The sequence below is a fragment of the Flavisolibacter nicotianae genome (genome assembly GCF_003628535.1).
Classification (GTDB): Bacteria; Bacteroidota; Bacteroidia; order Chitinophagales; family Chitinophagaceae; genus Flavisolibacter; species Flavisolibacter nicotianae.
Genome location: NZ_RBCI01000001.1, coordinates 313,215 through 333,936, shown reverse-complemented (window position 1 = coordinate 333,936; position 20,722 = coordinate 313,215). Strand labels below are relative to the sequence as shown.

The 20,722-nt window shown below is 49.9% G+C and carries 23 protein-coding genes; 7 read left to right on the top strand and 16 right to left on the bottom strand.

The window, feature by feature from the left end; translation table 11 throughout:
- Position 1: 1 nt before the first annotated feature.
- The 6 genes from D6024_RS01430 to D6024_RS01405 form a co-directional block, all read right to left on the bottom strand.
- Positions 2-481 carry a hypothetical protein gene (locus tag D6024_RS01430; RefSeq protein WP_121352425.1) on the bottom strand — a complete coding sequence of 160 codons (480 nt, stop codon included), beginning with the start codon at positions 479-481 and terminating at the stop codon, positions 2-4.
- A gap of 300 nt (positions 482-781) precedes the next feature.
- Positions 782-1,237 carry a DUF3368 domain-containing protein gene (locus D6024_RS01425; RefSeq protein WP_121352424.1) on the bottom strand — a complete coding sequence of 152 codons (456 nt, stop codon included), beginning with the start codon at positions 1,235-1,237 and terminating at the stop codon, positions 782-784.
- Entirely contained in the window at positions 1,215-1,457 is a 243-nt protein-coding gene (locus tag D6024_RS01420; protein ID WP_121352423.1) for a UPF0175 family protein, read from the bottom strand. Before D6024_RS01420 ends, D6024_RS01425 begins: the two co-directional genes overlap by 23 nt.
- A gap of 132 nt (positions 1,458-1,589) precedes the next feature.
- The gene (locus D6024_RS01415) at positions 1,590-2,339 is read right to left on the bottom strand and encodes a hypothetical protein (protein WP_121352422.1); all 750 of its coding nucleotides are present in this window, start codon (positions 2,337-2,339) and stop codon (positions 1,590-1,592) included.
- A 217-nt stretch (positions 2,340-2,556) separates the two neighbouring features.
- Complete coding sequence (locus tag D6024_RS01410) at positions 2,557-2,919, bottom strand: DUF6370 family protein (RefSeq protein WP_121352421.1); 363 nt, start codon at positions 2,917-2,919, stop codon at positions 2,557-2,559.
- Positions 2,920-2,955: 36 nt separating this feature from the next.
- Positions 2,956-4,143, bottom strand: coding sequence for a glycoside hydrolase family 130 protein (locus tag D6024_RS01405; RefSeq protein WP_121352420.1), 1,188 nt, complete (start codon positions 4,141-4,143; stop codon positions 2,956-2,958).
- Between the two features lie 185 nt (positions 4,144-4,328).
- Here D6024_RS01405 and nadB point away from each other — a divergent pair, with 185 nt between their 5' ends.
- Both nadB and D6024_RS01395 read left to right on the top strand, forming a co-directional pair.
- Positions 4,329-5,927 (top strand): L-aspartate oxidase, encoded by a 1,599-nt coding sequence (gene nadB, locus D6024_RS01400; RefSeq protein WP_121352419.1) that lies wholly within the window; start codon positions 4,329-4,331, stop codon positions 5,925-5,927.
- Positions 5,928-6,111: 184 nt separating this feature from the next.
- A complete protein-coding gene (locus D6024_RS01395) occupies positions 6,112-6,990 on the top strand; it encodes a lysophospholipid acyltransferase family protein (protein WP_121352418.1) in 879 nt (292 codons plus the stop codon).
- 118 nt (positions 6,991-7,108) lie between these two features.
- Here D6024_RS01395 and D6024_RS27405 read toward each other — a convergent pair whose 3' ends face one another.
- The 6 genes from D6024_RS27405 to D6024_RS01365 all read right to left on the bottom strand — a co-directional run bounded on the left by D6024_RS27405 (position 7,109) and on the right by D6024_RS01365 (position 12,120).
- Positions 7,109-7,330, bottom strand: a complete 222-nt coding sequence (locus D6024_RS27405; RefSeq protein WP_121352417.1) for a response regulator transcription factor — start codon at positions 7,328-7,330, stop codon at positions 7,109-7,111.
- Positions 7,331-7,706: 376 nt separating this feature from the next.
- Positions 7,707-9,113 carry an MBL fold metallo-hydrolase gene (locus D6024_RS01385; protein WP_121352416.1) on the bottom strand — a complete coding sequence of 469 codons (1,407 nt, stop codon included), beginning with the start codon at positions 9,111-9,113 and terminating at the stop codon, positions 7,707-7,709.
- A gap of 62 nt (positions 9,114-9,175) precedes the next feature.
- On the bottom strand, positions 9,176-9,493 hold the full coding sequence (locus tag D6024_RS01380; RefSeq protein WP_240409905.1) for an ArsR/SmtB family transcription factor: 318 nt from the start codon (positions 9,491-9,493) through the stop codon (positions 9,176-9,178).
- Between the two features lie 99 nt (positions 9,494-9,592).
- On the bottom strand, positions 9,593-10,372 hold the full coding sequence (tsaB, locus tag D6024_RS01375) for a tRNA (adenosine(37)-N6)-threonylcarbamoyltransferase complex dimerization subunit type 1 TsaB (protein WP_162944460.1): 780 nt from the start codon (positions 10,370-10,372) through the stop codon (positions 9,593-9,595).
- Positions 10,373-10,419: 47 nt separating this feature from the next.
- Complete coding sequence (locus D6024_RS01370) at positions 10,420-11,565, bottom strand: metallophosphoesterase (protein WP_121352413.1); 1,146 nt, start codon at positions 11,563-11,565, stop codon at positions 10,420-10,422.
- A gap of 150 nt (positions 11,566-11,715) precedes the next feature.
- Positions 11,716-12,120 (bottom strand): RidA family protein, encoded by a 405-nt coding sequence (locus tag D6024_RS01365; RefSeq protein ID WP_317125259.1) that lies wholly within the window; start codon positions 12,118-12,120, stop codon positions 11,716-11,718.
- A 58-nt stretch (positions 12,121-12,178) separates the two neighbouring features.
- On the opposite strand from D6024_RS01365, the gene D6024_RS01360 reads away from it, so the two are divergent.
- Complete coding sequence (locus D6024_RS01360; protein ID WP_121352411.1) at positions 12,179-12,826, top strand: 3-hydroxyacyl-CoA dehydrogenase family protein; 648 nt, start codon at positions 12,179-12,181, stop codon at positions 12,824-12,826.
- Here the strand turns inward: D6024_RS01360 and D6024_RS01355 are convergent.
- Complete coding sequence (locus D6024_RS01355; RefSeq protein WP_121352410.1) at positions 12,819-14,096, bottom strand: Y-family DNA polymerase; 1,278 nt, start codon at positions 14,094-14,096, stop codon at positions 12,819-12,821. The two genes, D6024_RS01360 and D6024_RS01355, sit on opposite strands and share 8 nt — an antisense overlap.
- A complete protein-coding gene (locus D6024_RS01350) occupies positions 14,093-14,521 on the bottom strand; it encodes a LexA family protein (RefSeq protein ID WP_121352409.1) in 429 nt (142 codons plus the stop codon). The genes D6024_RS01355 and D6024_RS01350 overlap by 4 nt, the downstream gene beginning before the upstream one ends.
- Before the next feature lie 83 nt (positions 14,522-14,604).
- Between D6024_RS01350 and D6024_RS01345 the strand changes: the two genes are divergently transcribed.
- On the top strand, positions 14,605-15,210 hold the full coding sequence (locus D6024_RS01345; RefSeq protein ID WP_121352408.1) for a 2'-5' RNA ligase family protein: 606 nt from the start codon (positions 14,605-14,607) through the stop codon (positions 15,208-15,210).
- Here the strand turns inward: D6024_RS01345 and D6024_RS01340 are convergent.
- Positions 15,175-15,915 carry an SOS response-associated peptidase gene (locus tag D6024_RS01340; protein WP_121352407.1) on the bottom strand — a complete coding sequence of 247 codons (741 nt, stop codon included), beginning with the start codon at positions 15,913-15,915 and terminating at the stop codon, positions 15,175-15,177. The two genes, D6024_RS01345 and D6024_RS01340, sit on opposite strands and share 36 nt — an antisense overlap.
- 131 nt (positions 15,916-16,046) lie before the next feature.
- Here D6024_RS01340 and D6024_RS01335 point away from each other — a divergent pair, with 131 nt between their 5' ends.
- Complete coding sequence (locus tag D6024_RS01335; protein WP_121352406.1) at positions 16,047-17,162, top strand: PA0069 family radical SAM protein; 1,116 nt, start codon at positions 16,047-16,049, stop codon at positions 17,160-17,162.
- 11 nt (positions 17,163-17,173) lie between these two features.
- Here the strand turns inward: D6024_RS01335 and D6024_RS01330 are convergent, their stop codons facing one another.
- A complete protein-coding gene (locus D6024_RS01330; RefSeq protein ID WP_121352405.1) occupies positions 17,174-17,608 on the bottom strand; it encodes a tellurite resistance TerB family protein in 435 nt (144 codons plus the stop codon).
- 416 nt (positions 17,609-18,024) lie between these two features.
- Here D6024_RS01330 and D6024_RS01320 point away from each other — a divergent pair, with 416 nt between their 5' ends.
- Both D6024_RS01320 and D6024_RS01315 read left to right on the top strand, forming a co-directional pair.
- Positions 18,025-19,095: an AAA family ATPase gene (locus tag D6024_RS01320; protein WP_121352403.1), complete on the top strand. Its 1,071-nt coding sequence runs from the start codon at positions 18,025-18,027 to the stop codon at positions 19,093-19,095.
- A gap of 88 nt (positions 19,096-19,183) precedes the next feature.
- Entirely contained in the window at positions 19,184-20,635 is a 1,452-nt protein-coding gene (locus D6024_RS01315; RefSeq protein WP_121352402.1) for an RtcB family protein, read from the top strand.
- Positions 20,636-20,722 lie beyond the last annotated feature (87 nt).

Sequence of the window (20,722 nt, the reverse complement as noted above, 5' to 3'; positions counted from 1 at the left end):
ATCAGTTTTTCATCCGTACATATTTTTCAATGTTGATCCTGTTTACGCCTGCGCTTTCGATCTTTTCGATGCCCCGCTGAATGAGAGTGTCATTCTTTAGCGAAATGGTAAAGGCAAAGTCATTTCCTTCCCACTCCCTGGCACTGCAATACTGCAAATGCTCCGTGTATAAACTATCGCTTAGCGAATAATTGCCTCCGCCTGCGACAAAAACGGCCGAGTCCTTTCCTTTCTTTAAATCGTGCTGCAGGAAGGCAAAATGCGTGTCGTTGATGATTTTGATGAAGGAGGTGTTTTGGGTGTAATCGGTAACCGTCGTATCGCCTTTCTCAATCAGTGTTCCCTGGAGAAGTTTCCATGTTCCTACGATTGGCCTGGCTGTTGGTTTTAATTCGTTCTGTCGGTTCTCTGCGCCGCAGGATAATAAAAACAGGTTGGCGAACAGGACGGCGGCTTTTGCCGGCAGTTGATATTTTTTCATATATGCACTGTGATGTTTGCGTATTTGAAGGCAGAATATTCATCGTCTGTTCTGTCCGAAACAAATACCCGGTGCAAGTAATTTTTCTTCTTCGATGTACCCCCCGTTATCATTCCTTCGTGATCCTTCTTCTGCGCGGATGTATTGTTGCCTGGACGATAAACGATGGATACAAGATAAGGTTATTCTTTGACGTTAGTGAAGCGTACAGGTTGATGACATTATCGATAACGATGCGACCTCGCAGTGGGTGTTTGAGACAAATGATTGTCGCGGGGGAGACGCCTGTGGCAGGAGTTGTTATTCTCCGGCATTTTTCAAAACAGCGCTTTCTAATTGCTCACTCAGACGAAAGTTTGTTTGTTTGATTTTGTTCAGCATTGGCCGAACAGACGTGATATGACCACTGAGTTTAGCTTCAACGAGTATGCCCAATGTACCTGTTATCTTGAGCCCAAGTTGCTTTGCCAGCCTGCGTCCTTTCAACTCATCGATGATCAGCAGGCAGTCTGCCTGTTCCATCGCCAAGGCAATCGCACTTGCCTCTCCTTTATCCAAAGAGGTTTCTAAGATTTTCTGATTCTTTTTGTCTTGCGGTTCCTCAATGCGGATCCAGTCAGGAAGTATGCCGCCATATTCTTCTGCCACAATGGGAGTAGTCAGCACTTGACCGAAAAGAATTTTTAGTAATACCAATTCCTGGATTTTGTCCAGTAAGATGAGACAGGAAGTATCAGAGATGATAGTGGCCTGCATTGCGAATGTCGTTTGCCAGTTCCTGTTCGTTGTAGTTGAAAACGGATACGTCATAACGGCCAAGCAGTTCCATAAATGTCCCCTTGCTATAGCCGGCCAGTTCTGCAGCCTGTCCCAGGGAAAGTTTACCTTGTTCGTACAACTTTGACGCTAAAAGCAAGGCTGCTTCCCGGGAATCTAAGTCCACGTTGTCGGGTATGTTAAAAGTGAGTGTCTTCACAACCTGAAATTACTTAGATTATCGGAAACGACTGAAATGTGTTTATGCCAACGGATAAGATATTGTGTTTAGCTTTTGTTCGTCAGCCTTGGTTTTAGAAACCTGCTGTTGTGCGAAAGAGTTGAGAGGTGGTTATTCTCGCAGTTGTTGTATTCTTCGAGCTATTTTACCTAATTCGTAAACGATATAAGGGATTAACAGCAATATGCCTACTTGAACAGGTTTCGGCAGGGAGCGGAAGGACCGATTAGAAGAAATGCTAAAATCCATGCATGCAAGCAATATCAAGACCACAAGACTTACAATTAGTGAGAAGCGGATGGCCTTTGCCTGACGATAGTCAAACGTCCTATTTGTCGTTTTCCTGTAGGCCTGTTTTTGCTCTTCGGTAAGGGGCGTTTGTGTCTTTTGGTCAAGGAAGGGAAATAACTCCCAACTTCCAGCTTCCATCTCGCGAAAGTTGCCGGTTTCCAAGTCACTAATTTTTATCTTTTTGTTTGTTGACAGTAGTAGAACCAGTTGTTTTATCTCACACCATTTGCCCCATTGGCTAGTAAAGTAAAAGCCATTCACCTTATCGAACTCGTAGCGTTGCTTATGTAGTTGAAAAGGCAGTCTCACTATCAATTGTCTTTTTGAAACATCAAACGAAACAAGTGTCAATCTCCAGAAATAATACCAAAGTACATAGAGCACAAGGGCCAGTATGAAAAGGGAAAAGAACCAATCCAAACCATCGAGTGGTCGGCGACCTTCGGCAAAAAAGCTTTTGCCATGGATTTGCGCAATCAAAGCGGAACCATCCATATAACCCAACGTACCCAAGCAGATAAAAGAACCAACAAACCATATCAGTCTTGGACGGCAAGTAAACCTGGACATACTCTTATTAGTTTCAATACGAACTCAATTTCGCACAACAATTATTATCCAGATTAACAAAACTCCCTTCGTGCCTGTTTCAACACAGAATCTTTTGTTTTTCAATGGCGACCTGCCTGCCTTTTCAGGTATTTCAATTCACAAATCAACTCATTAGAGGAAGTGAAATACCCCGCCAAGGCAGGTCTACTCACTAGTTTAATTTATCAAACAAACCTCAATTCGTCTTTTGCTTTTTCTGCTCGCCCGTCAGTAGTTCAAAATAACTCGCCTTGAAACGGCCGTCAACCACTTCGCCCTGCACGTTGGCCTTCCGGATCTTGTTGCAGAAACCGTCGTCGGCATGGGCATCGCCATGGTCGTCGATATTGGTGCCGTCAACAAAATAGGCTTTGCCGTCCATGCGTATGGCAAGGCTGCAGCCTTTTCCTTTCAGGCCCAGTTGGCACTGGCCGCAGGCAGCTTCCACCGTGTACAGTTTTTTGGCAGGATCGGGTTTGGCGGTCCTGGTTTCTTTTTGTTGGGCGACGGCAGCAAAGCCGGCAAGTGTAAAAAGCGAGGCGAGAAGAAGTTGTTTCATAACGAACGATTTGGCGTTGTAAACTAAAGATAGTGGCTATTTAGGCAGGATTGGCAGCGGGTCGGCAGGGGCCGGGCGAACCGGGTCGAATACCGCTACGCCTACCCTTGAATCGGCGCAGCCGTAATACAAAAACCATTTCTGCTGGAAATACACAAGGCCTTCGATGAACACCGTACCGTTCACGTACTGCCCGCTTTTTTCAAACGGTTCCATCGGTCGCAGAAACGGTGCATCCAGCCGGCCGATGGCTTTTGTGGGATCCGTTTTATCAAACAAAACCTGGCCGGCACAATACGCATTGCCGGTGAATCGCCTGTCGCCTTTTTGCGGGTTGTTCTTGCCGTTGTACAGCAGCAAAATGCCTTTGTCCGTGAGCACGGCCGGCGGACCGCATTCGGTCAGGTCGCTGTCGAAGTAGCCCTCTCTTGGCGAAATCAGGGGCTTTGGTTTCCCGGCAGGATCCAGCAAAGGTTGCCAGTTCACCAGGTCGTCGGAGGTGGCCATGAATACACCCAGCTCTCCCCAGTACATTGTATACTTGCCATTGATTTTTGCAACGACCTGCCGGCCGTCTTTCACCGTGGTGACGATCGAAGCCGATTTGTGTGGCTCGTTGAAGGTATTGCCGCTTGCGTTCTTGAAAATGGGTCCGTGCTTGGTCCAGGTCTTCAGGTCTTTTGATGTGGCCACACCCAGCCGGGGCACCTTTCGGTTCCACTGCGTGTAAAACACCACGTAGGTCCCGTCCTCGGTCATGGCTACCCGCGGGTCTTCGCAGCCGCCCGGCCACTCAAATTCTTTCTGGCTGTCATCGGCCGGATACAAAACAGGTGTTGCACTCCGGGTGAAGTGAAGACCATCACTGCTTTCGGCATAACCAAGGCGGGAGGTGCGTTCGCCAATGCCAATGCCGCTTTTGTCTTCCGAGCGGTAGAGTAGTACCACCTTGCCATCTTTCACGGATGCACCGGGATTGAACGTGTCATTCGATTCCCAGCCCACTTCCTTCCCTGTCATCGGGTCGCGGAACCGGGAGGCCGGGTTGGGCGAAATAATCGGGTTCATATTTGCCGGCCGGGCAAAGCCGCCGAATGCCCAGTCGGGAAGCGGGTTGTTGTTGGTCACGCTGTTTTTCGACGTGGCAGTTTTATGCACGGAAGAACAGGAGATGCAAAGAAGAAAAAGGAAAAAGCAGGAGGTGAAAACGTTGCGGACATTCATAGCAGCAAATTGTTAACTAAATGTAACGACATCCGCCCAGTTTTTTCAACGTTGTTGAACGGGAAGAGGTTCCTGCGGATAAAACTGTTGTCACAAATGAAAGCTGTGTCCAACCCGGCATTTGTGAGAGCTATCTTCCTCTGCGGTAATCACCTAACTTCACAGCCATAAAGTTTGAACCCTCCATGCAGACAGATTTCCTCGTGATTGGCTCCGGTATTGCAGGCCTTACCTATGCACTGAAAGTGGCGCACCAGTTTCCGCAAAAGCAGGTGCTTGTTATCACCAAGGCCTCACCCGACGAAACCAACACCAAGTATGCACAGGGTGGCGTGGCCGTGGTAAACGACCCGGAGAACGATTCGTTTGAAAAACATATCGAGGACACCCTCATTGCCGGTGATGGTTTGTGCAACCGCGACGTGGTGGAGATCGTTGTCAAGGAAGGGCCTGCCCGCATCCAGGAGATCATCGACTGGGGAGCGCAGTTCGACAAAGACGCCGAAGGCGAGTACAAGCGGGGGAAGGAAGGCGGCCACTCCGAGTTTCGCATCCTGCACCACAAAGACGTCACTGGCCGTGAGATGGAAAGAACCCTGCTGGATGCCGTGAAAAAAGCGTCAAACATTACGTTGCTCAATCACCTGTTTGTCATCGACGTAATCACGCAGCACCATCTCGGTTATCTCGTTACGAAGTCGACACCCGACATCTGTTGTTACGGTGTGTATGTGCTGAATTCGCAAACCAACCGCATCGAAAAAGTTCTTGCCAAAATCACCCTGCTGGCCACTGGCGGTAACGGGCAGGTGTATCGGACAACAACGAATCCCGTCATCGCCACCGGCGACGGCGTTGCGATGGTGTACCGGGCAAAAGGCCGGATTGAAAACATGGAGTTCATCCAGTTTCATCCCACGGCTTTGTACGAAGCCGGCCGGCGCGGCCAGGCCTTCCTGATCACCGAGGCGGTGCGTGGCGACGGTGGCATTTTGCGCAACAGCAACGGCGAGGCCTTTATGGATCGCTACGATCCGCGAAAAGATCTTGCACCACGTGACATTGTGGCCCGTGCCATCGACAACGAGATGAAGATCACCGGTACCGAACATGTGTATCTCGACTGCAGGCATATGGACATGGAAAAGTTCAGGGAACACTTTCCGAATATTTACGAAAAATGTTTGTCCCTTGGCATCGATGTGGCGAAGAGCATGATTCCTGTTGCACCGGCAGCACATTACAGTTGCGGCGGTATCAAAACCGATGAATGGGGCAGGAGCTCGATCAATAATCTTTATGCCTGCGGCGAATGTGCGTCGACCGGCTTGCACGGTGCCAACCGCCTTGCCTCCAACTCGCTGCTCGAGGCCATGGTCTTTGCCCACCGCTGTTATGTGGATGCAGCCAGCCGGATCGATGCGATTGCCGCGCTTCCGCCCATCCCGGACTGGAATGCGGAAGGAACGGCCGAACCCAAGGAAATGATCCTGATAACGCAAAGCCTGAAAGAGTTGCAGCAGGTGATGAGCGACTACGTAGGCATTGTTCGCAACATCGTCCGTTTACAGCGTGCCATACGGCGCATCGACCTCTTGTTTGAAGAGACGGAAGGCTTGTACCAGACCACCACGGTTTCGCCTTACCTGCTCGAGTTGCGCAACATGATTACAGTGGGCTACCTCATTACCAAAGGTGCTGCCTTCCGCAAAGAAAGCCGCGGCCTCCACTACAATACCGACTACCCGTTTAAGTCAGAGCTGGTGCAGAATATTGTGCTGTAGGATATCGAACAGGCGAACAGGGAAGGATGATTTTCGACGTGCTTCAGGCGCAGGTATTCTTTCGGCTTGCAGTCTGGCTGCAATTCGAGAAAACGGATGAACAAAGGAATTCCGCTTCGCCATTCTGTATTCCTTGTTCGGCTGTTCACCGGTTCTCTTGTTCCCATCTATCTTTGCGCCCTGTATGTATTATGTCGTTTATGGTTTGTTGTACCTGTTGTCGTTGTTGCCCCTAAGGGTGTTGTTTGTTCTCTCCGATTTGGCGTACGGCATTTTGTATTACATCGTCGGCTACCGCAAGAAGGTCGTCTATTCCAACCTGGCCATTGCGTTTCCGGGCAAAACGGAACAGGAGCGCAGGCGCATCGCCAGGCAGTTCTACAAAAACTTTACAGATAATTTCATCGAGACCATCAAGCTGCTGAGTGCCGATACCGCTTACATCAACAAACATTTTACGGCCGATTATTCTGTTTTCAAACAGGTGTACGAGCGGGGAACGAAATGCCAGATTCACACCGGGCATAATTTCAACTGGGAACTGGCCAACCTGGCCATCGCCGCCAACATTCCTCAGAAATTGCTCACCGTGTACATGCCCATCGAAAGCGGGCTGTTTGAACGCCTGTTTTTAAAGATCCGGACACGCACCGGTGCGGCCTTGCTGCCGGCCACCAAAATCCGGTCTGCCATCCTGCCCTGGCGCAAGACGCAATACGTTTTGGGCCTTGTGGCGGATCAAAGCCCGGCCGATCCGCGGAATGCCTACTGGGTCGATTTTTTTGGCCGGCCCACGCCTTTCTTACGGGCACCCGAAAACGGTGCAAGAGTGGCCAACCTGCCCGTCATCTTTTGCTACTTTACCAGGACAAAACGTGGCTATTACAAAGGGTTTTTTCAACTGGGCGAAAGCGAACCGGCCTCCCTGCCAAAGGGCCAGCTTACAAAAAATTATGCTGCCTACCTCGAACGGTTTATCAGCCTATACCCTGAAATGTACCTCTGGAGTCACCGTCGCTGGAAATGGAGCTGGAAAGAAGAATTTGGGGAACGGGTATTATAGGCGCCGCCGGGTACATGCCGTTTTCATTTTGCTTTCCAGCATTTGTCTTTGAAGCAATTCCCTGTCAGACTTGCGTTTTCCCGATTGCCTATAGCCCGTTGCGCATTGCAAATGGGTGTTACAGGTAGCCCGCTTTTGTCAGGGCCTGGACTTTGTTATGTGCGTTGAGTTTCTTGTATACATTGCGCAGGTGTTTTTTGACCGTTTCGGGGCTCAGGAAAAGTTCGGCCGCAATTTGCTTTTGTTTGAGTCCCCTCGCCCAAAGGTTCAAAATATCTCTTTCTCTTAGGGTCAGCGGGCTGTCGTTCATCATGCCGTCTGCATTCACAATAAGCGTCATAGGTAGTGTTTTACAAAGTTTGATTCTGGTGGTTTGGGGCCGCTACCCCAAACAGGGTATAAAATAGCAATAAAATCAATACAAAAAATAATATCTACCCCTTTTGGGTTAGATATCCAACGAATCTTAAATACGTACAAACCTGGACGTTTATAAAAACAAAAAGGAGCATAGACATGCTCCTACTTTTGTACAACTAAGAATAAAAAACGTTACTTGATTATGGTAAGGGTGATTGCCCTTGCACTAACAAAGTTGCATGATTGAACCATTGGAGTCAATACCCATTTTGGGGTAAAAAAGCCGGGCAATCGTGAAAGAAATGTTTAATCTTTCACGATTGCCCGGCTATGACAACAAGCCACGAGCGGCTTGCCTAATTCAAAACGCTTTTTTCTTTTTCCGTTGCGATCTTTTTTTCTTCTTTGATTTTTCCCCAGCCGCCCAAAACATTACGGATGTTGTGAATGCCCTGGCGCTTGAGCAGCGAAGCGGCAACCACACTGCGGTAACCACCGGCACAATGCACATAGATGTTCTGGTCTTCTTCCAGGTTGCTCATGTTGGCGGGGTCGGCCAGTTCGTTAAGGGAAACATTCAGGGCACCTTTTACGTGTCCGTCGGCATATTCGGCCGGCCGGCGAACGTCGAGCACCACCAGGTTCTCGTCGAAGGGAAGATCCATCGCCAGTTCATCGGCCTCCACATCAATCACCATGTCGATGGGCTCACCAGCGGTTCTCCACGCTTCAAAACCACCTGCCAGGTAGCCCTCGATTTTGCTGAAGCCGACCCGGGCCAGGCGGGTAACGGCCTCTTTTTCCATTCCTTCCTCTGTTACCAGCACAATGTTTTTATCAAAGGGCAACAGGCTGCCAGCCCATTCGGCAAAGCGACCTTCCAGCCCGATAAAAATGGAGTCGGGAATAAAGCCCATGGTAAACTGGGCCGCTGGTCGTGTATCGAGTAAAATACTGTCTTCCTGCAAGGCCTTTTTTACGACGTCCACCGAAAGTGGCCGGAGTGCCGTTTCCAGCATGTCGTGAAAGCTTTCGTATCCCTCTTTGTTGATTTTTGCATTGATGGGAAAATACTGCGGCGGGTCGGTGAGTCCTTCCGTAACGACCTTGATAAAGGCCTCTTTGCTGGCGGCCTGCAGTGCATAGTTGGTTTTCTTTTCCGCGCCGATCGTGCTTTCTTTCCCGGTAAACGTTTTGCCGCAGGAGCTGCCCGGGCCATGTGCCGGGTAAACAATCACGCTGTCGGCCAGGGGCAACAGTTTTGTCTGGATGCTGTCGTACAGCAGGCCGGCCAGGTCTTCTTTGGTAAGGTTCGTGCCATCCTGGGCAAGGTCGGGACGGCCCACGTCACCCACAAAAAGCGTATCGCCGGTAAACACGCAATGATCGTTGCCGTTTTCGTCTTTCAGCAAATAACAGGAGGATTCCAGCGTGTGACCGGGAGTATGCAGCACTTGCACCGTTAGTTGGCCAACCGGGAATGTTTCGCCGTCTTTCGCTACCTGCACCGGGTAGGCCGTTTCGGTTTCAGGCCCGTACACGATGGTGGCGCCGGTGGCCTTGGCCAGGTCAAGATGGCCGCTCACAAAGTCCGCATGAAAATGGGTTTCGAAGATGTATTTGATCGTGGCTTTGCGTTCCGCCGCCAGCCGGAGGTAAACGTCGATGTCGCGCAGGGGATCTACCACGGCTGCCTCGCCATTGCTCTCGATATAATAAGCCGCCTCGCTAAGGCAGGTTGTGTACAGTTGCTGAACAAACATAAAAAATCCTTTCGCTGCAAAAGTAACCCTTACAACGAAAGGAAAATGTGAAGATGGGAGGCCTATTTCAGCAGCTCGTGGGCTACTTTATGAATTTCGCCAAGGCGGTCGTGATTGATGGAATAATAAATAAACTTACCGTCTCTTTCGGTGGTCACAAATCCAGCCTTGCGTAAAATCGCCAGGTGTTGCGAGGCAACAGATTGTTCCAAACGCAACTTCACATAAATCTGAGTCACGGTAATTTTTCCGTGCTGGTTGATGAACTTAATCATTTGCTGCCGGAGCTTGTGATTGATAGCCCGGAAGATCAGCGCGGCCTTTTTTAGCTGGATCGCGTCAATCTTCAGTTCATCCTTGGCAGATGCAACTTTTTCCATAATCATAGATACTGTTCTTTATTAATAGTTGTTTATGCAACGCAATTTAAACATATATCTTTCCAAACTGCATGATTTCTATACACAGAAGAAGAAGTTTTAATAAAACTTTTTAGAAATAGGTGAGTGAAAATCCTTACCGTAATAAGGCTCGCTATAAGCAAGACTGGCAAATTGCCCCTCCTGAAATTTTTTTGCCGACAGCAAAATCATATCCTGTGCCGTTGCTGTACTCGCTGCGAAAGCAACATTAGAATTCTCGAAAAGGTCCATTGCTTTTTGGCTGCCGTTGCCAAAAAACAGGATGCGGTGTTTTTGCAGCCAGCCGTTGAAGCTGTCAGGTGTTAATATCAGGTTAGTCGGCGGCATGACTTCGTTCAGCGAAACATCGAAAAGGGCGGTGAAGACCTCCATGCGCCTTGCGTCAATCATCGGGCAAAGAAGATCGGCCTCCGGATCGTTGATGGCCGCCGCCATCATTTGCAGGGTGCTGATGCTGATGAGCGGAATCGACAGGGCATAACACAAACCTTTGGCTGCTGCCATTCCCACCCGCAAGCCGGTGTAAGAGCCGGGACCCGCACTCACGGCAATTGCCTTCAACTGGTTTGGATGTACACCATTTTCGGTTAACAGGTCCTGGATGGCCACATGCAGCCAGGCTGCCGAATCTTTTTGCGACGGGTTGATTTTCGTAGCAAGAACCCGGTCGCCATCGGCCAGGCACACCGAAGCCGACTGCACGGCCGTGTCAATGTTTAAAAGAAGACTCACAACGGCAAAGATAACAACGACCTTCACGATCAGGCAAAGAGAAGTGGCAAGCCCCGGTTCTTTTTTATATCGCCGTGTGCTGATTCGTTTTTCCGGTGGAAACAAGGGGACCCTTTTTTGGTTGTATGGCAGTAACTGGTCGCGGCCGGGTTTCACATCGCCGAACTTTCTGCAGCGTTGTTTTTCTCGGGGATTGGTTTTGCCGCAACAGCCTGCAACAGCACCTCCAGTGTTTCTTCTTCCAGCACCTCGCGATGCGGATGGCCGGCTTTAGAGGTCCATTTCACCAGCCGCAGGCAACCGTCTTCAATCTCGATACCCGTGATGTCGCCGTCGTTGTTGCAGCAGCAGCCGGAATTGAAATAAGAAGGCCGCATGTTCAGGTAATCCGACGAAACATGGCTGTATTCAAATTTGCGTTTTTGAATTTCGACTTCGGTTTCGGCAGCCGTCTTTTCGTCGCCGCCGGCTTTTGCCAACAGCAACTGGCGATAAAGCCGCTCGATGTGTGTCAGTGATTCAAAGACCGGCTGGTGGGTGTGGCCCGTGATGAGCAGCAGGTTTTGCTGTTCGTTGCTCCATTCGTACATCAGGCGGTTGTGCAGGGTTTTCAATTGTGCATCGTAGGCCGGCGTGTTGGGATTGATTTTTAAAAGAATTTGGAGGGGTGCCCAGATCTTCGATACAAAAAACTTGCTGAACCAGTTGCCGTCGCTTGCCTTGTCGCCCTGGTGGCCATGTGTGCAGAAAATAGAAAGCCGGTTGCCCTTGATCTCCGTTTGCAGAAGAATACCATCATAAATGCAAAGGCTGGTTTTAAAGATCAACCTGACCTGCGCCATTGTCAGCGGATTGTTTTTCCAGTCAAGGTCGTGGTTGCCGATGGTTTTGTACAGGCGGTTAGCTGCAGCGAAACGCCTGTAGCGGTCAAAACTGGGCTGCTGTTTTTTCAGCACGCTGGAAAGCCTGTTTTCCCATAACTCCTCGCTGTCGCCCAGCGACACAAAATGAAAATCGTTTTCAAAATAATGATCCAGCGCAGCGAGGTAGGCCGGCTCGCAAAGCATAAAATCATCAGCGCCGTTTTTGGCGCCTTTGTGCTGGTCGGAGAAAATGACAAAGCGGCCCGTTGCAGCGGCAAACGGGATGACGATGCCCTTGCTTTCTTTGTTGGACCCGATGGCTTCGTGCAATTTGCTCAGGGATTCAAAGACAGCATTTTTTTCGGGCCGGGAAGCAAACCGGTTCGATGCCCAAAGCACTATTTTGAAAAGATTTTGTCGTACCCAAAGAAGCATGGTTGCGGCATTGCTTTCGTCAAATTAACGAAAAAAGGTTTGGCTTCTGTGCCGGGTGGTATGCTGCCGGGAGAAGCGACAATGGTTGCAAGCCGGGCTAATTGTCGCACGAACTCTCCTGGTTCAGCCGGCAACTCACCCTGACGTGTTTTAGTGCGCCGCGATCATGCTGATCTCGATGTTGACTGCTTTGGGAAGGGCCGAAACCTGCACGGTTTCACGTGCCGGGAAATCGCCGCTAAAGTATTTGCCATAGATCTCGTTGATCTCGCCAAACTGATTCATGTCGGTGATGAAGATGGTTGTTTTGACCACGTTGCCGAACGTCATGCCTGCTTCGGTCAAAATGGCTTTGAGGTTTTGCATCACCTGGTGCGTTTCTTCCTGGATGTCGCGGTTCTTCAGGCCATTGGTTTGCGGATCAATGCAAACCTGCCCCGAAATATAGAGCGTGCCATTTACAAGAACGGCCTGGTTGTAAGGGCCAATGGGCGCCGGTGCACTTTGGGTGGTGATGATCTTTTTTTCCATGTCACGAATTACAGGAATTTGCACGACTTGCGCCAAAGTTTTTTGTCGCCTGTTGCGGTCTTCATTTGTTCAAGTCGGATGAATGTGTGTAATTCGTGCCATGCAGGTGGTTGTTTTAGCAAAGGAAAGCCAGAAGGCCGAACTGGCCGTACAGAACGCGGATGGCCTGGTGTGGGTAGAGGATGAACAGGACTTTCTGCAGCATGCCGGCGCCGGTGCTTTTCTGGATTTGTGTTATATAAATACACCGGAACGCAATGCTTTTTTAAGCCGGCTTTTGCCTGCTCTTGTCGTGGTTAATTCCGTCACGGATACGCTGCAGCAAACACACGCTTCCTTTATTCGCATCAACGGGTGGGATAGTTTTTTATCATCGCCGGTGATTGAAGCGTCCTGCCTGGATGAAAGCAGGAAAGCCGGTGCGGAAAACGTATTTTCCCAATTGGGTAAAACCGTGGAATGGTTGCCCGACGAACCGGGCTTTGTAACGCCACGTATCGTAAGCATGATTGTGAACGAAGCCTACCTTGCATTGGGTGAAGGCGTCAGCACCGGGGAAGAAATTGATACAGCCATGAAACTCGGTACGGCCTATCCCTACGGCCCGTTTGAATGGGCGAAAAAAATCGGCCTGCAAAACATCGTCAACCTTTTGCAAGCCCTTTGTAAAAAACAGCCTCGCTACACACCGGCCGAATGGCTGGTACAGGAAACCAACCGCGCTATCTGACCTTGCACAACTCATCCCACCGCGTGGTGTAGCGCGGCGAATGAAAGGCCTGCCGCATCTTCCAGTCCCGCTTTGTCCCCGACGCGGCAAACTTTACCACGTCGCCCCGCATGCTGAAATTGATGTTGTCGATTTGTTCCATCAAAAAGCGGCCAATGCTTTGGGTGGGTTCAAACAGGTTGGACTGGATGGAAGAATCCGGAACAATGCCGCTTAAAATGACACCGGCCTTTTTGTATTTTTTGCCGGGCACAAACAACTGCTCCGCCATGCGAACGGCGGGTTTGATCAATTCGTTGGTCAGCGCCGTGGGTTGCAGCAGCGTGGTACAGGCACTGGTGGTCGGACCGTGGCGAAACCGCGGGCCATCGATTTTTTCCTGCGACACCAGGAAGGTGCTAATCATAGCGGCGGCACCGTTCTGGCGCCGCAGTTTTTCAGCGGCCCGTGCCGCGTAGGTGGCAACAGCTTCTTTCAGGTCTTTCAGCTCGGTGACCGTGCAGCCGAACATACGCGTAGTGGCAATCATTTTTTTTGTTTCAAGCGCATCCTTCATTTCAATGGCGGGCTCGCCGCGAAGTTCTTTAATCAGGCGAACGCCAACCACGCCGCCCAGGTTTTTCCGGGCCCATTCTTCCGAAAGGTTCTGCAGGTCCCAGGCCGTGCGGATGCCCCTTTGCTCCAGCTTGTCGGCATAGCGGCTGCCAACGCCCCAGATCTCCCGCACACGGGTGATTTTAAGGGCTTCCCGTATTTTTTCGTCGGTATCGAAAAGAAGAATGCACTGCGAACGTTGCTTGTCCTGCTTTGCCATCCTGTTGGCTATTTTAGCCAGTGTTTTAGTGGGGCCCACGCCGATGGACACACGAATACTGGTCCACTGCTCCACCGTATCCCGCAAGTATTCGGATAAGGTTTGAAGTTGCCCGGTGGTGTACTGCTCCAGGTGCAGGAATGCCTCATCAACCGAATACACTTCCACGTTTTCCGCGCCAACGGTCTGCTTCAACACATCCATTACCCGCCAGCTCATATCACCGTATAAATTGTAGTTGGACGAGAAGACCGCCACGTTGTGTTTTTCAATCAGGGGCCGGGCAAGAAAATAGGGGCCTGCCATGCCAACGCCAAGCTGTTTTGCTTCATCGCTGCGTGAAATGATACAGCCATCGTTGTTGCTTAGCACCACAACGGGTTGGTTGTGCAGTGAAGGCTGAAACACTTTTTCGCAGGAACAATAAAATGAATTGCAGTCGACGATGGCTTTCATGCTTTGTGGATAACGTAGGTGACCACCCCCCAAATGTGCAGTTGCATTCCGGTAACATCCAGGGAGGCTAATCGTTTGTTCGCGGTTGTCAACCGTGTCTGGTTGTTGTTGATCTCCAGTTTGCGGATGAGTAATTCCCCGTCAACAACGGCAATGACAAGGCGGCCATTCTTTGGTTCCAGCGAGCGGTCCACGATGACCACATCGCCTACGTGCACACCGGCGCCGACCATCGCATCGCTGTTCACGCGGAGAAAAAACGTCGCGGGTTTGTTTTTGACCAGGTGCTCATTCAAATCAATGCCTCTCTCTGCATAATCATCGGCAGCCGCGCCAAAGCCGGTGGCATTGGCGGTGTGTACCTGCTGCTGTGTAAAATCTTTCGAGCCTTTGTACGATGCGTAAAAAAAGTTATCCCCTTCCATGATCCGTGGTTTTGTAATGCTAAGTTATTTAGTAATTTCGTACTAAGGAAATTAGGTTATTCACAACTGTAAAAACCAACCATATGAGTAACGCATTGGTCATGCCCGGTCACCGGATCTGCGAGTATCGTTTGATTGTTCCCCTGAGTGAAGCGTTGCAGCAAACTGTGATGCAAATACGTAAAGAGCTGCACGACCGCTACCGGCTTCCGCTGCCGTTTGAGCTAAAGCCTTCGCTCACCGTTCTTCATTGTCATGCCTACGAAGGGATGGAAGCCAAGCTGGTCGAACGCATGCAGCAGGTGGCCACCCGCACCGGTGCGTTCCGGGTGGAGTTGAAAAATTTTGCGGCCTATCCGTCGCATACAGTTTACCTGCATGTAGCGACCCGCAGCCCATTTCACGAGCTGGCAAAGGAGCTGAAAGTGGTGAAGTCATTGACAAAGGTGCCTGACCACGATCCGCATTTCATTCACGAACCGCACCTCCTCATTGCCCAGAAGCTAAAGCCGTTCCAGTTTACCCGTATCTGGATGGATTGTGAGCACACCCAGTTTACCGGGCGGTTTATGGCGGGCAGCATGGTACTGATGAAGCGGGGAATTGTCAACCACCAGTACGAAGAAGTGCGCCGGTTCGAATTTGCCTCCCTATCACAAACTGTCAAACAGGGAACCTTGTTCGGATGAAACAAGCTCCGGGTAGGTAAAGGGCTCTTTGATCTGCGCCACATTGGTCTCGGCGCCGCGGGTGGTGATCAGTTTTGAGATGGGGTACGCTTTCATCTTTTTGTCGTCGCAGGGGAACAGCATTTGCGCCATTTGTTCTTTGGTGAGCGATGGTTCCAGCCACTGCGGCCATTGCTCTTTTTGAAGAATAACTGGCATGCGCTGCTTGGTGTTGTGGATGCGGGCCATCAACGGATTGGCGTCGGTGGTGATGATGGAAAAGGTGTGCAGGATCTCGCCGGTTTCTTTGTCGGTCCAATGGCCATACAGCCCGGCAAAGCCGAAAATGTCAAAGCCATCGAGGTAGACATAGTGCGGGTATTTTTTCTTTTTGTACTCCATCCATTCGAAAAAGCCGTCGGCGAGCACAATGCAACGGTTCTTGGTGTAGGAGCGGAAAGCGGGTTTTTCAAAAATGCTTTCGGCCCGTGCATTCAGCGTTTGTGTCCGGATCTTGTCCGCGTCGGCCAGCGACTTTACCCAGTGCGGGATCAGGCCCCAGTGGTAAAGTTGAACCGTGCCTGGTTTTTCGGAGGTAATGACCGGCATTTGCGGAAAGTTGAAACCCGAGGTATGAAACACCGGCTCAAAAGGCTGTTCCCACTCGGCCTGGACCATCCGCATGATCTCTTCCTGCTTTTTGGTAAGGGAGTAATGGTAACACATGGCGCTAATTTGAAAATGTGAAAATAGGAAAATGGGGTAATGTGAGAATTCGATAATAGGATAATTTGATAATGGGATAATGATTGTGCGAATGGATTTGGGATTGAAGGGGTATGTAAACCAAACCAGCTATGGCAGACCATATTTTACGGACGAAAAAGCATTTGGGTCACCTGGGAAACGAAAAGGAAGGTGAAGAGGAGTATAAAAAAGGGCGTGGGGCACAGTTCAACACACGCAACAGCTTCGAGAAAACGTCAACCGCAAGGGAGCACATCGAAGCCATCGACGAATGGATAGAGGAAGACGTGCGAACACAATACATCGATGTGTCGGCAAAGAGCATTGTGAACAAGGTAGACAGCCCGGACGTGGGGATGTTTTACAGCATGAACCCGTACCAGGGCTGTGAACACGGCTGCATTTATTGTTATGCCCGTAATTCGTTTGAATACTGGGGCTACAGTGCAGGCCTTGATTTTGAAAGCAAGATCCTGGTAAAAAAAGAGGCGCCCAAACTGCTGCGCAAGTTCCTGCAACATCCCAAATGGGACTGCGTGCCCATCAGCATGAGCGGCAACACCGATTGCTATCAACCGGCTGAAAAACGCTTTCGCCTGTCAAGAGCCTTGCTGGAGGTCTGCAACGAATTCAACCAGCCCGTTGGCATCATCACCAAGAACGCCGGCATCCTGCGCGACAAAGACCTCTTGCAGGAGATGGCAGGGAAGCGCATTGTTTCCGTGCTGATGACGATCACCTCGATGAATGAAGACCTTCGCCGGGTCATGGAACCGCGAACCACGACGTCTGCACAGCGGCTGCGTACACTGGAAGCCTTGAGCAGGGCCGGTGTGCAAACCGGCGTGATGCTGGGACCGGTGATCCCTGGACTGAACGATCAGGAAATGCCTGGCATTATCAAAGCGGCCAGCGAGGCCGGCGCTGTTTTTTCTGCGTACACCTTCATTCGGTTAAATGGCGCCGTCAAGTTTCTTTTCCACGACTGGCTGCACAAAAACTTTCCCGACCGTGCCGACAAGGTCTGGCATTTCATTGAAGAAAGCCATGGCGGCAAAGTAAACGACAGCCAGTTTGGAAGACGGATGCGGGGCGAAGGCAACATCGCAAAACTGGTGGCCGATCAATACAACACGTTCACGAAAAAATATGGCTTGCGCCACGAGCGGTTGGGATTGGACTGTTCCCAATTCAGACGGCCGGGTGAGCAGGGAAAATTGTTTTAATGAGCAGAACGTTAACCGTGCATTTCTTCAATCACCTGCACATTCCATTTGTTCCGGATAAGAAAAGCAGTCAGGATGATTCGCATGCGTTCGACCGGGATGTTTAGGAACAAGGCCACCATGCCAAGCACTTCGCTTTCTTTTTCATCGATGGTGCCGTTGTTCGTGATCACTTCGCAAATCATGGCAAAAAGCGTTTCGCGAAATTCTTCTGTGATCAAGGGCGCACTTTGCTCGATGATCGATTTTGTATCCAGCTCTTTTTGAAGCGAGATGGCTTTCACGGTCAGTTCATTCAAGTCCGTTCCTTTGAACTTCGAACAAAGAACAACGATGCGGGAAAGCTGGTCGATTTGTGATTGGGTGAGATTCTTGTGTTTGTACATCACGCAGGAAAATAACATGGCGGCAGCGGCTTCCTGTTCAGTTGCAATGGTGGGGTTCATAAGAAGGTTTCGTCAAATGTAGGAAAGTGCACCAATCCTGTTGAAGTAAAATAACGGCCATGCATGTTTGCACGCATGCTGCAAAAATATTTTTCATGTAAGATTTGTTGCATTCAAAAAAGGACGTTTATTTTTGTGGCTCTAAAAAATTATTCACCATGCTGCGCCATTTGTTTCATATCGATCAAAAAAAACTTCGCCGGAAGGGCTGTTTTTTTCGCGGGGCATGTGCTGCAGATAGCTAGTTTTAAACCAAAACGAATGTGCAAGCCCCGCTCCATTGCGGGGCTTTTTGTTCCGGCAATTTTTTACAACATTTTATTTTTTTAAGCGATTCTCTTTTTTCTTGTGCTGAAACAGAAAACTGTTTCGGTGAAAACAACAGCAAGGATTGATTGAATCTTTCAAACCATTTTATGGACAATTTAAACCATCAGCGAACGATTGATGCAAACGCTGTTTTTGCACAACGTTTTCTGAACAGCAGGTCCTTGTACTTATACCGTTTCAACCATTTGCCCAGCGTGCATTTTATCGGGAACATTGAAGGTGAAGAAGCTTATAAGGCGTTCAAGGCAACATTTGCCGGACTGATCGTTTCGGAGTACCAGTACCGTTGGTTCAAAAAAGAAAACAAGAAGTACCAGTTTGACGAAACGGTGTTTGTTCTCAGCAACAATTGTGTTGTGGAGATGAAGGGTTATTGCGAAATTCTTCACGATGGAAAACAGGACGCATTTATTCAGCACTGCACGGCACTGATGGGCCGATTCAAGGAGAGAAAAAAGCGAATGCCTTTGGAAATAAACCTGATTGTCAAAGGAAGCTATGGCCTGGAGTTAAAAGCGATGGAGATCAAACGGACAAAGCTCGACCTGGACTTGTTTTATGACGATGATTTCAAAGAGGTGGATGCCATCATTCAAAAACGGCTGAATCAAAAGAAGGACAAAGGAATTATCCTCCTGCATGGCCTGCCGGGAACCGGCAAAACAACCTATTTGCGTTACCTGGTTGGCAAGGTGAAGAAAAGAGTTCTTTTTCTTTCGCCCAATGTGGCCGCAAACCTGATGGATCCGGATTTTATTGACCTGCTGATCGATAACCCGAACACGGTGGTGATCATTGAAGATGCGGAGAACATCATCATGGACCGGAGAGCGGCAGGCACATCATCTGTTTCCAATCTTTTGAATATTTCGGATGGCTTACTGGCTGACTTTTTGAATGTACAGCTAATCTGTACGTTCAACAGTCCGCTCACAATGGTTGATGATGCGCTGATGCGGAAAGGACGATTGATTGCCAAGTATGCCTTCAAAAAACTTGGCGTGGAAAAGGCACAACGACTGAGCGACCATTTCGGATTTGACCGGATCATTACAGAGCCAATGACGGTGGCTGAGATCAGCAGTCAGAACGAAAAGGCGTTCGAAACAAAACAGGTGGAAATTATTGGCTTCAGAAGATCTGTTTTGCAAAATTGATGATAAGAAGTACAGAACGATGAACGGATTGCGACGCAACGGAAGACCAATCGGAGCGTTGCAGCCCGTATCATAAAAAAATGAGTATATGGCAAAATTAAAATTAACCGGTAAAGAATTGCGCAGGATCGGTTATCCCGAAGGGCCGGTGATCTCGATTGCAATGAACATCATGGAAAAAAATTACAGGCACCTTTCCAAAGAAGATGCGCTGGAGGTCTTGCGTAGCATTTTGCAAAGCCCCAACCAGTATGCGCATGACGGTGTGCTGGATAAAATTGCGGAAGCGCTGCTGCCAAAGCCGAAAGTTGGCGGTGATGAACTCCCGCTGGCGGAAAAAGGTATTCCGTTTAACGTGTTCGGTGCGGACGGCATTGAGCAGGGCGCCCTGCACCAAATGTACACCGCGGCAAAATTGCCCGTGGCTGTTGCCGGTGCCCTGATGCCCGATGCACATCACGGGTATGGCCTGCCGATCGGTGGCGTGCTGGCAACAGAGAATGCGGTTATCCCCTACGGTGTTGGTGTCGATATCGGTTGCCGGATGTGTCTTTCCGTTTTTGATATCAACCCGAAAGAACTAAGAGACAGGGAGCATTATTTTGCCCGTGAATTGAACGAAGCGACCTTGTTCGGGAGCGGGGGCCTGTTTCAAAAGCCTTCCGACCATGAAGTGATGTACCGCAAAGAGTTCGATGAACTGGGTTTGCTGAAAGGGTTGCAGGCACGTGCCTGGAAGCAACTGGGATCTTCTGGTTCGGGCAACCATTTTGTGGAGTGGGGCGTCGTTGACGTAACAGAAAAAGACACGGTGCTGGGCATTGAAGCCGGAAGCTACGTGGGCCTGTTGTCGCACTCCGGTTCGAGAGCCCTGGGTGCGAACGTGGCGAACCATTATACCAAACTGGCGAAAGAAAAACGCCGGCTGCCTGGCGATGCAGTGAACCTTGCCTGGTTATCGCTGGATGAACAGGAGGGTATTGAATACTGGATGGCGATGAATCTGGCCGGTGATTATGCATCCGCCTGTCACGAGGTGATTCATGATAAGATTGCGAGGCAGTTGGGACGCAGGCCGTTGAAGAGGGTCGAGAACCACCACAACTTTGCCTGGAAAGAAAAATGGGAAGGCAGGGATGTGATTGTGCACCGGAAAGGTGCAACGCCTGCAGCGAACGGTGTGCTGGGAATCATTCCCGGTTCCATGGCTGCACCGGGTTTTATTGTCAAAGGCAAAGGGGACCTGTCGTCGGTGAATTCGGCTTCGCACGGGGCCGGGAGAAAGATGAGCCGAACGGCTGCCTTGAAAACTGTAACCCACAAAGAGCTGAACGAAGCGTTAGCGAAACAAGGCGTCAAACTCCTGGGTGGCGGGTTGGATGAGGCGCCGTTTGCCTACAAAGACATTCACGAAGTGATGAAAGCCCAAAAAGAGTTGGTAGAGACCGTCGGTGTCTTTCATCCAAAGATTGTGAAGATGGACGGTGCGCAGCCAAAGCAGTGGAAGAAGGGTAAATCCGATGTGATCATGGGAGAGTAACATGGCCTCACTTACCATGCAAGACGTGAAACAAAAAGTCGTTCTGGAAAGAACGACTTTTTTATTTTATGATGGCTTTCGCTGCAA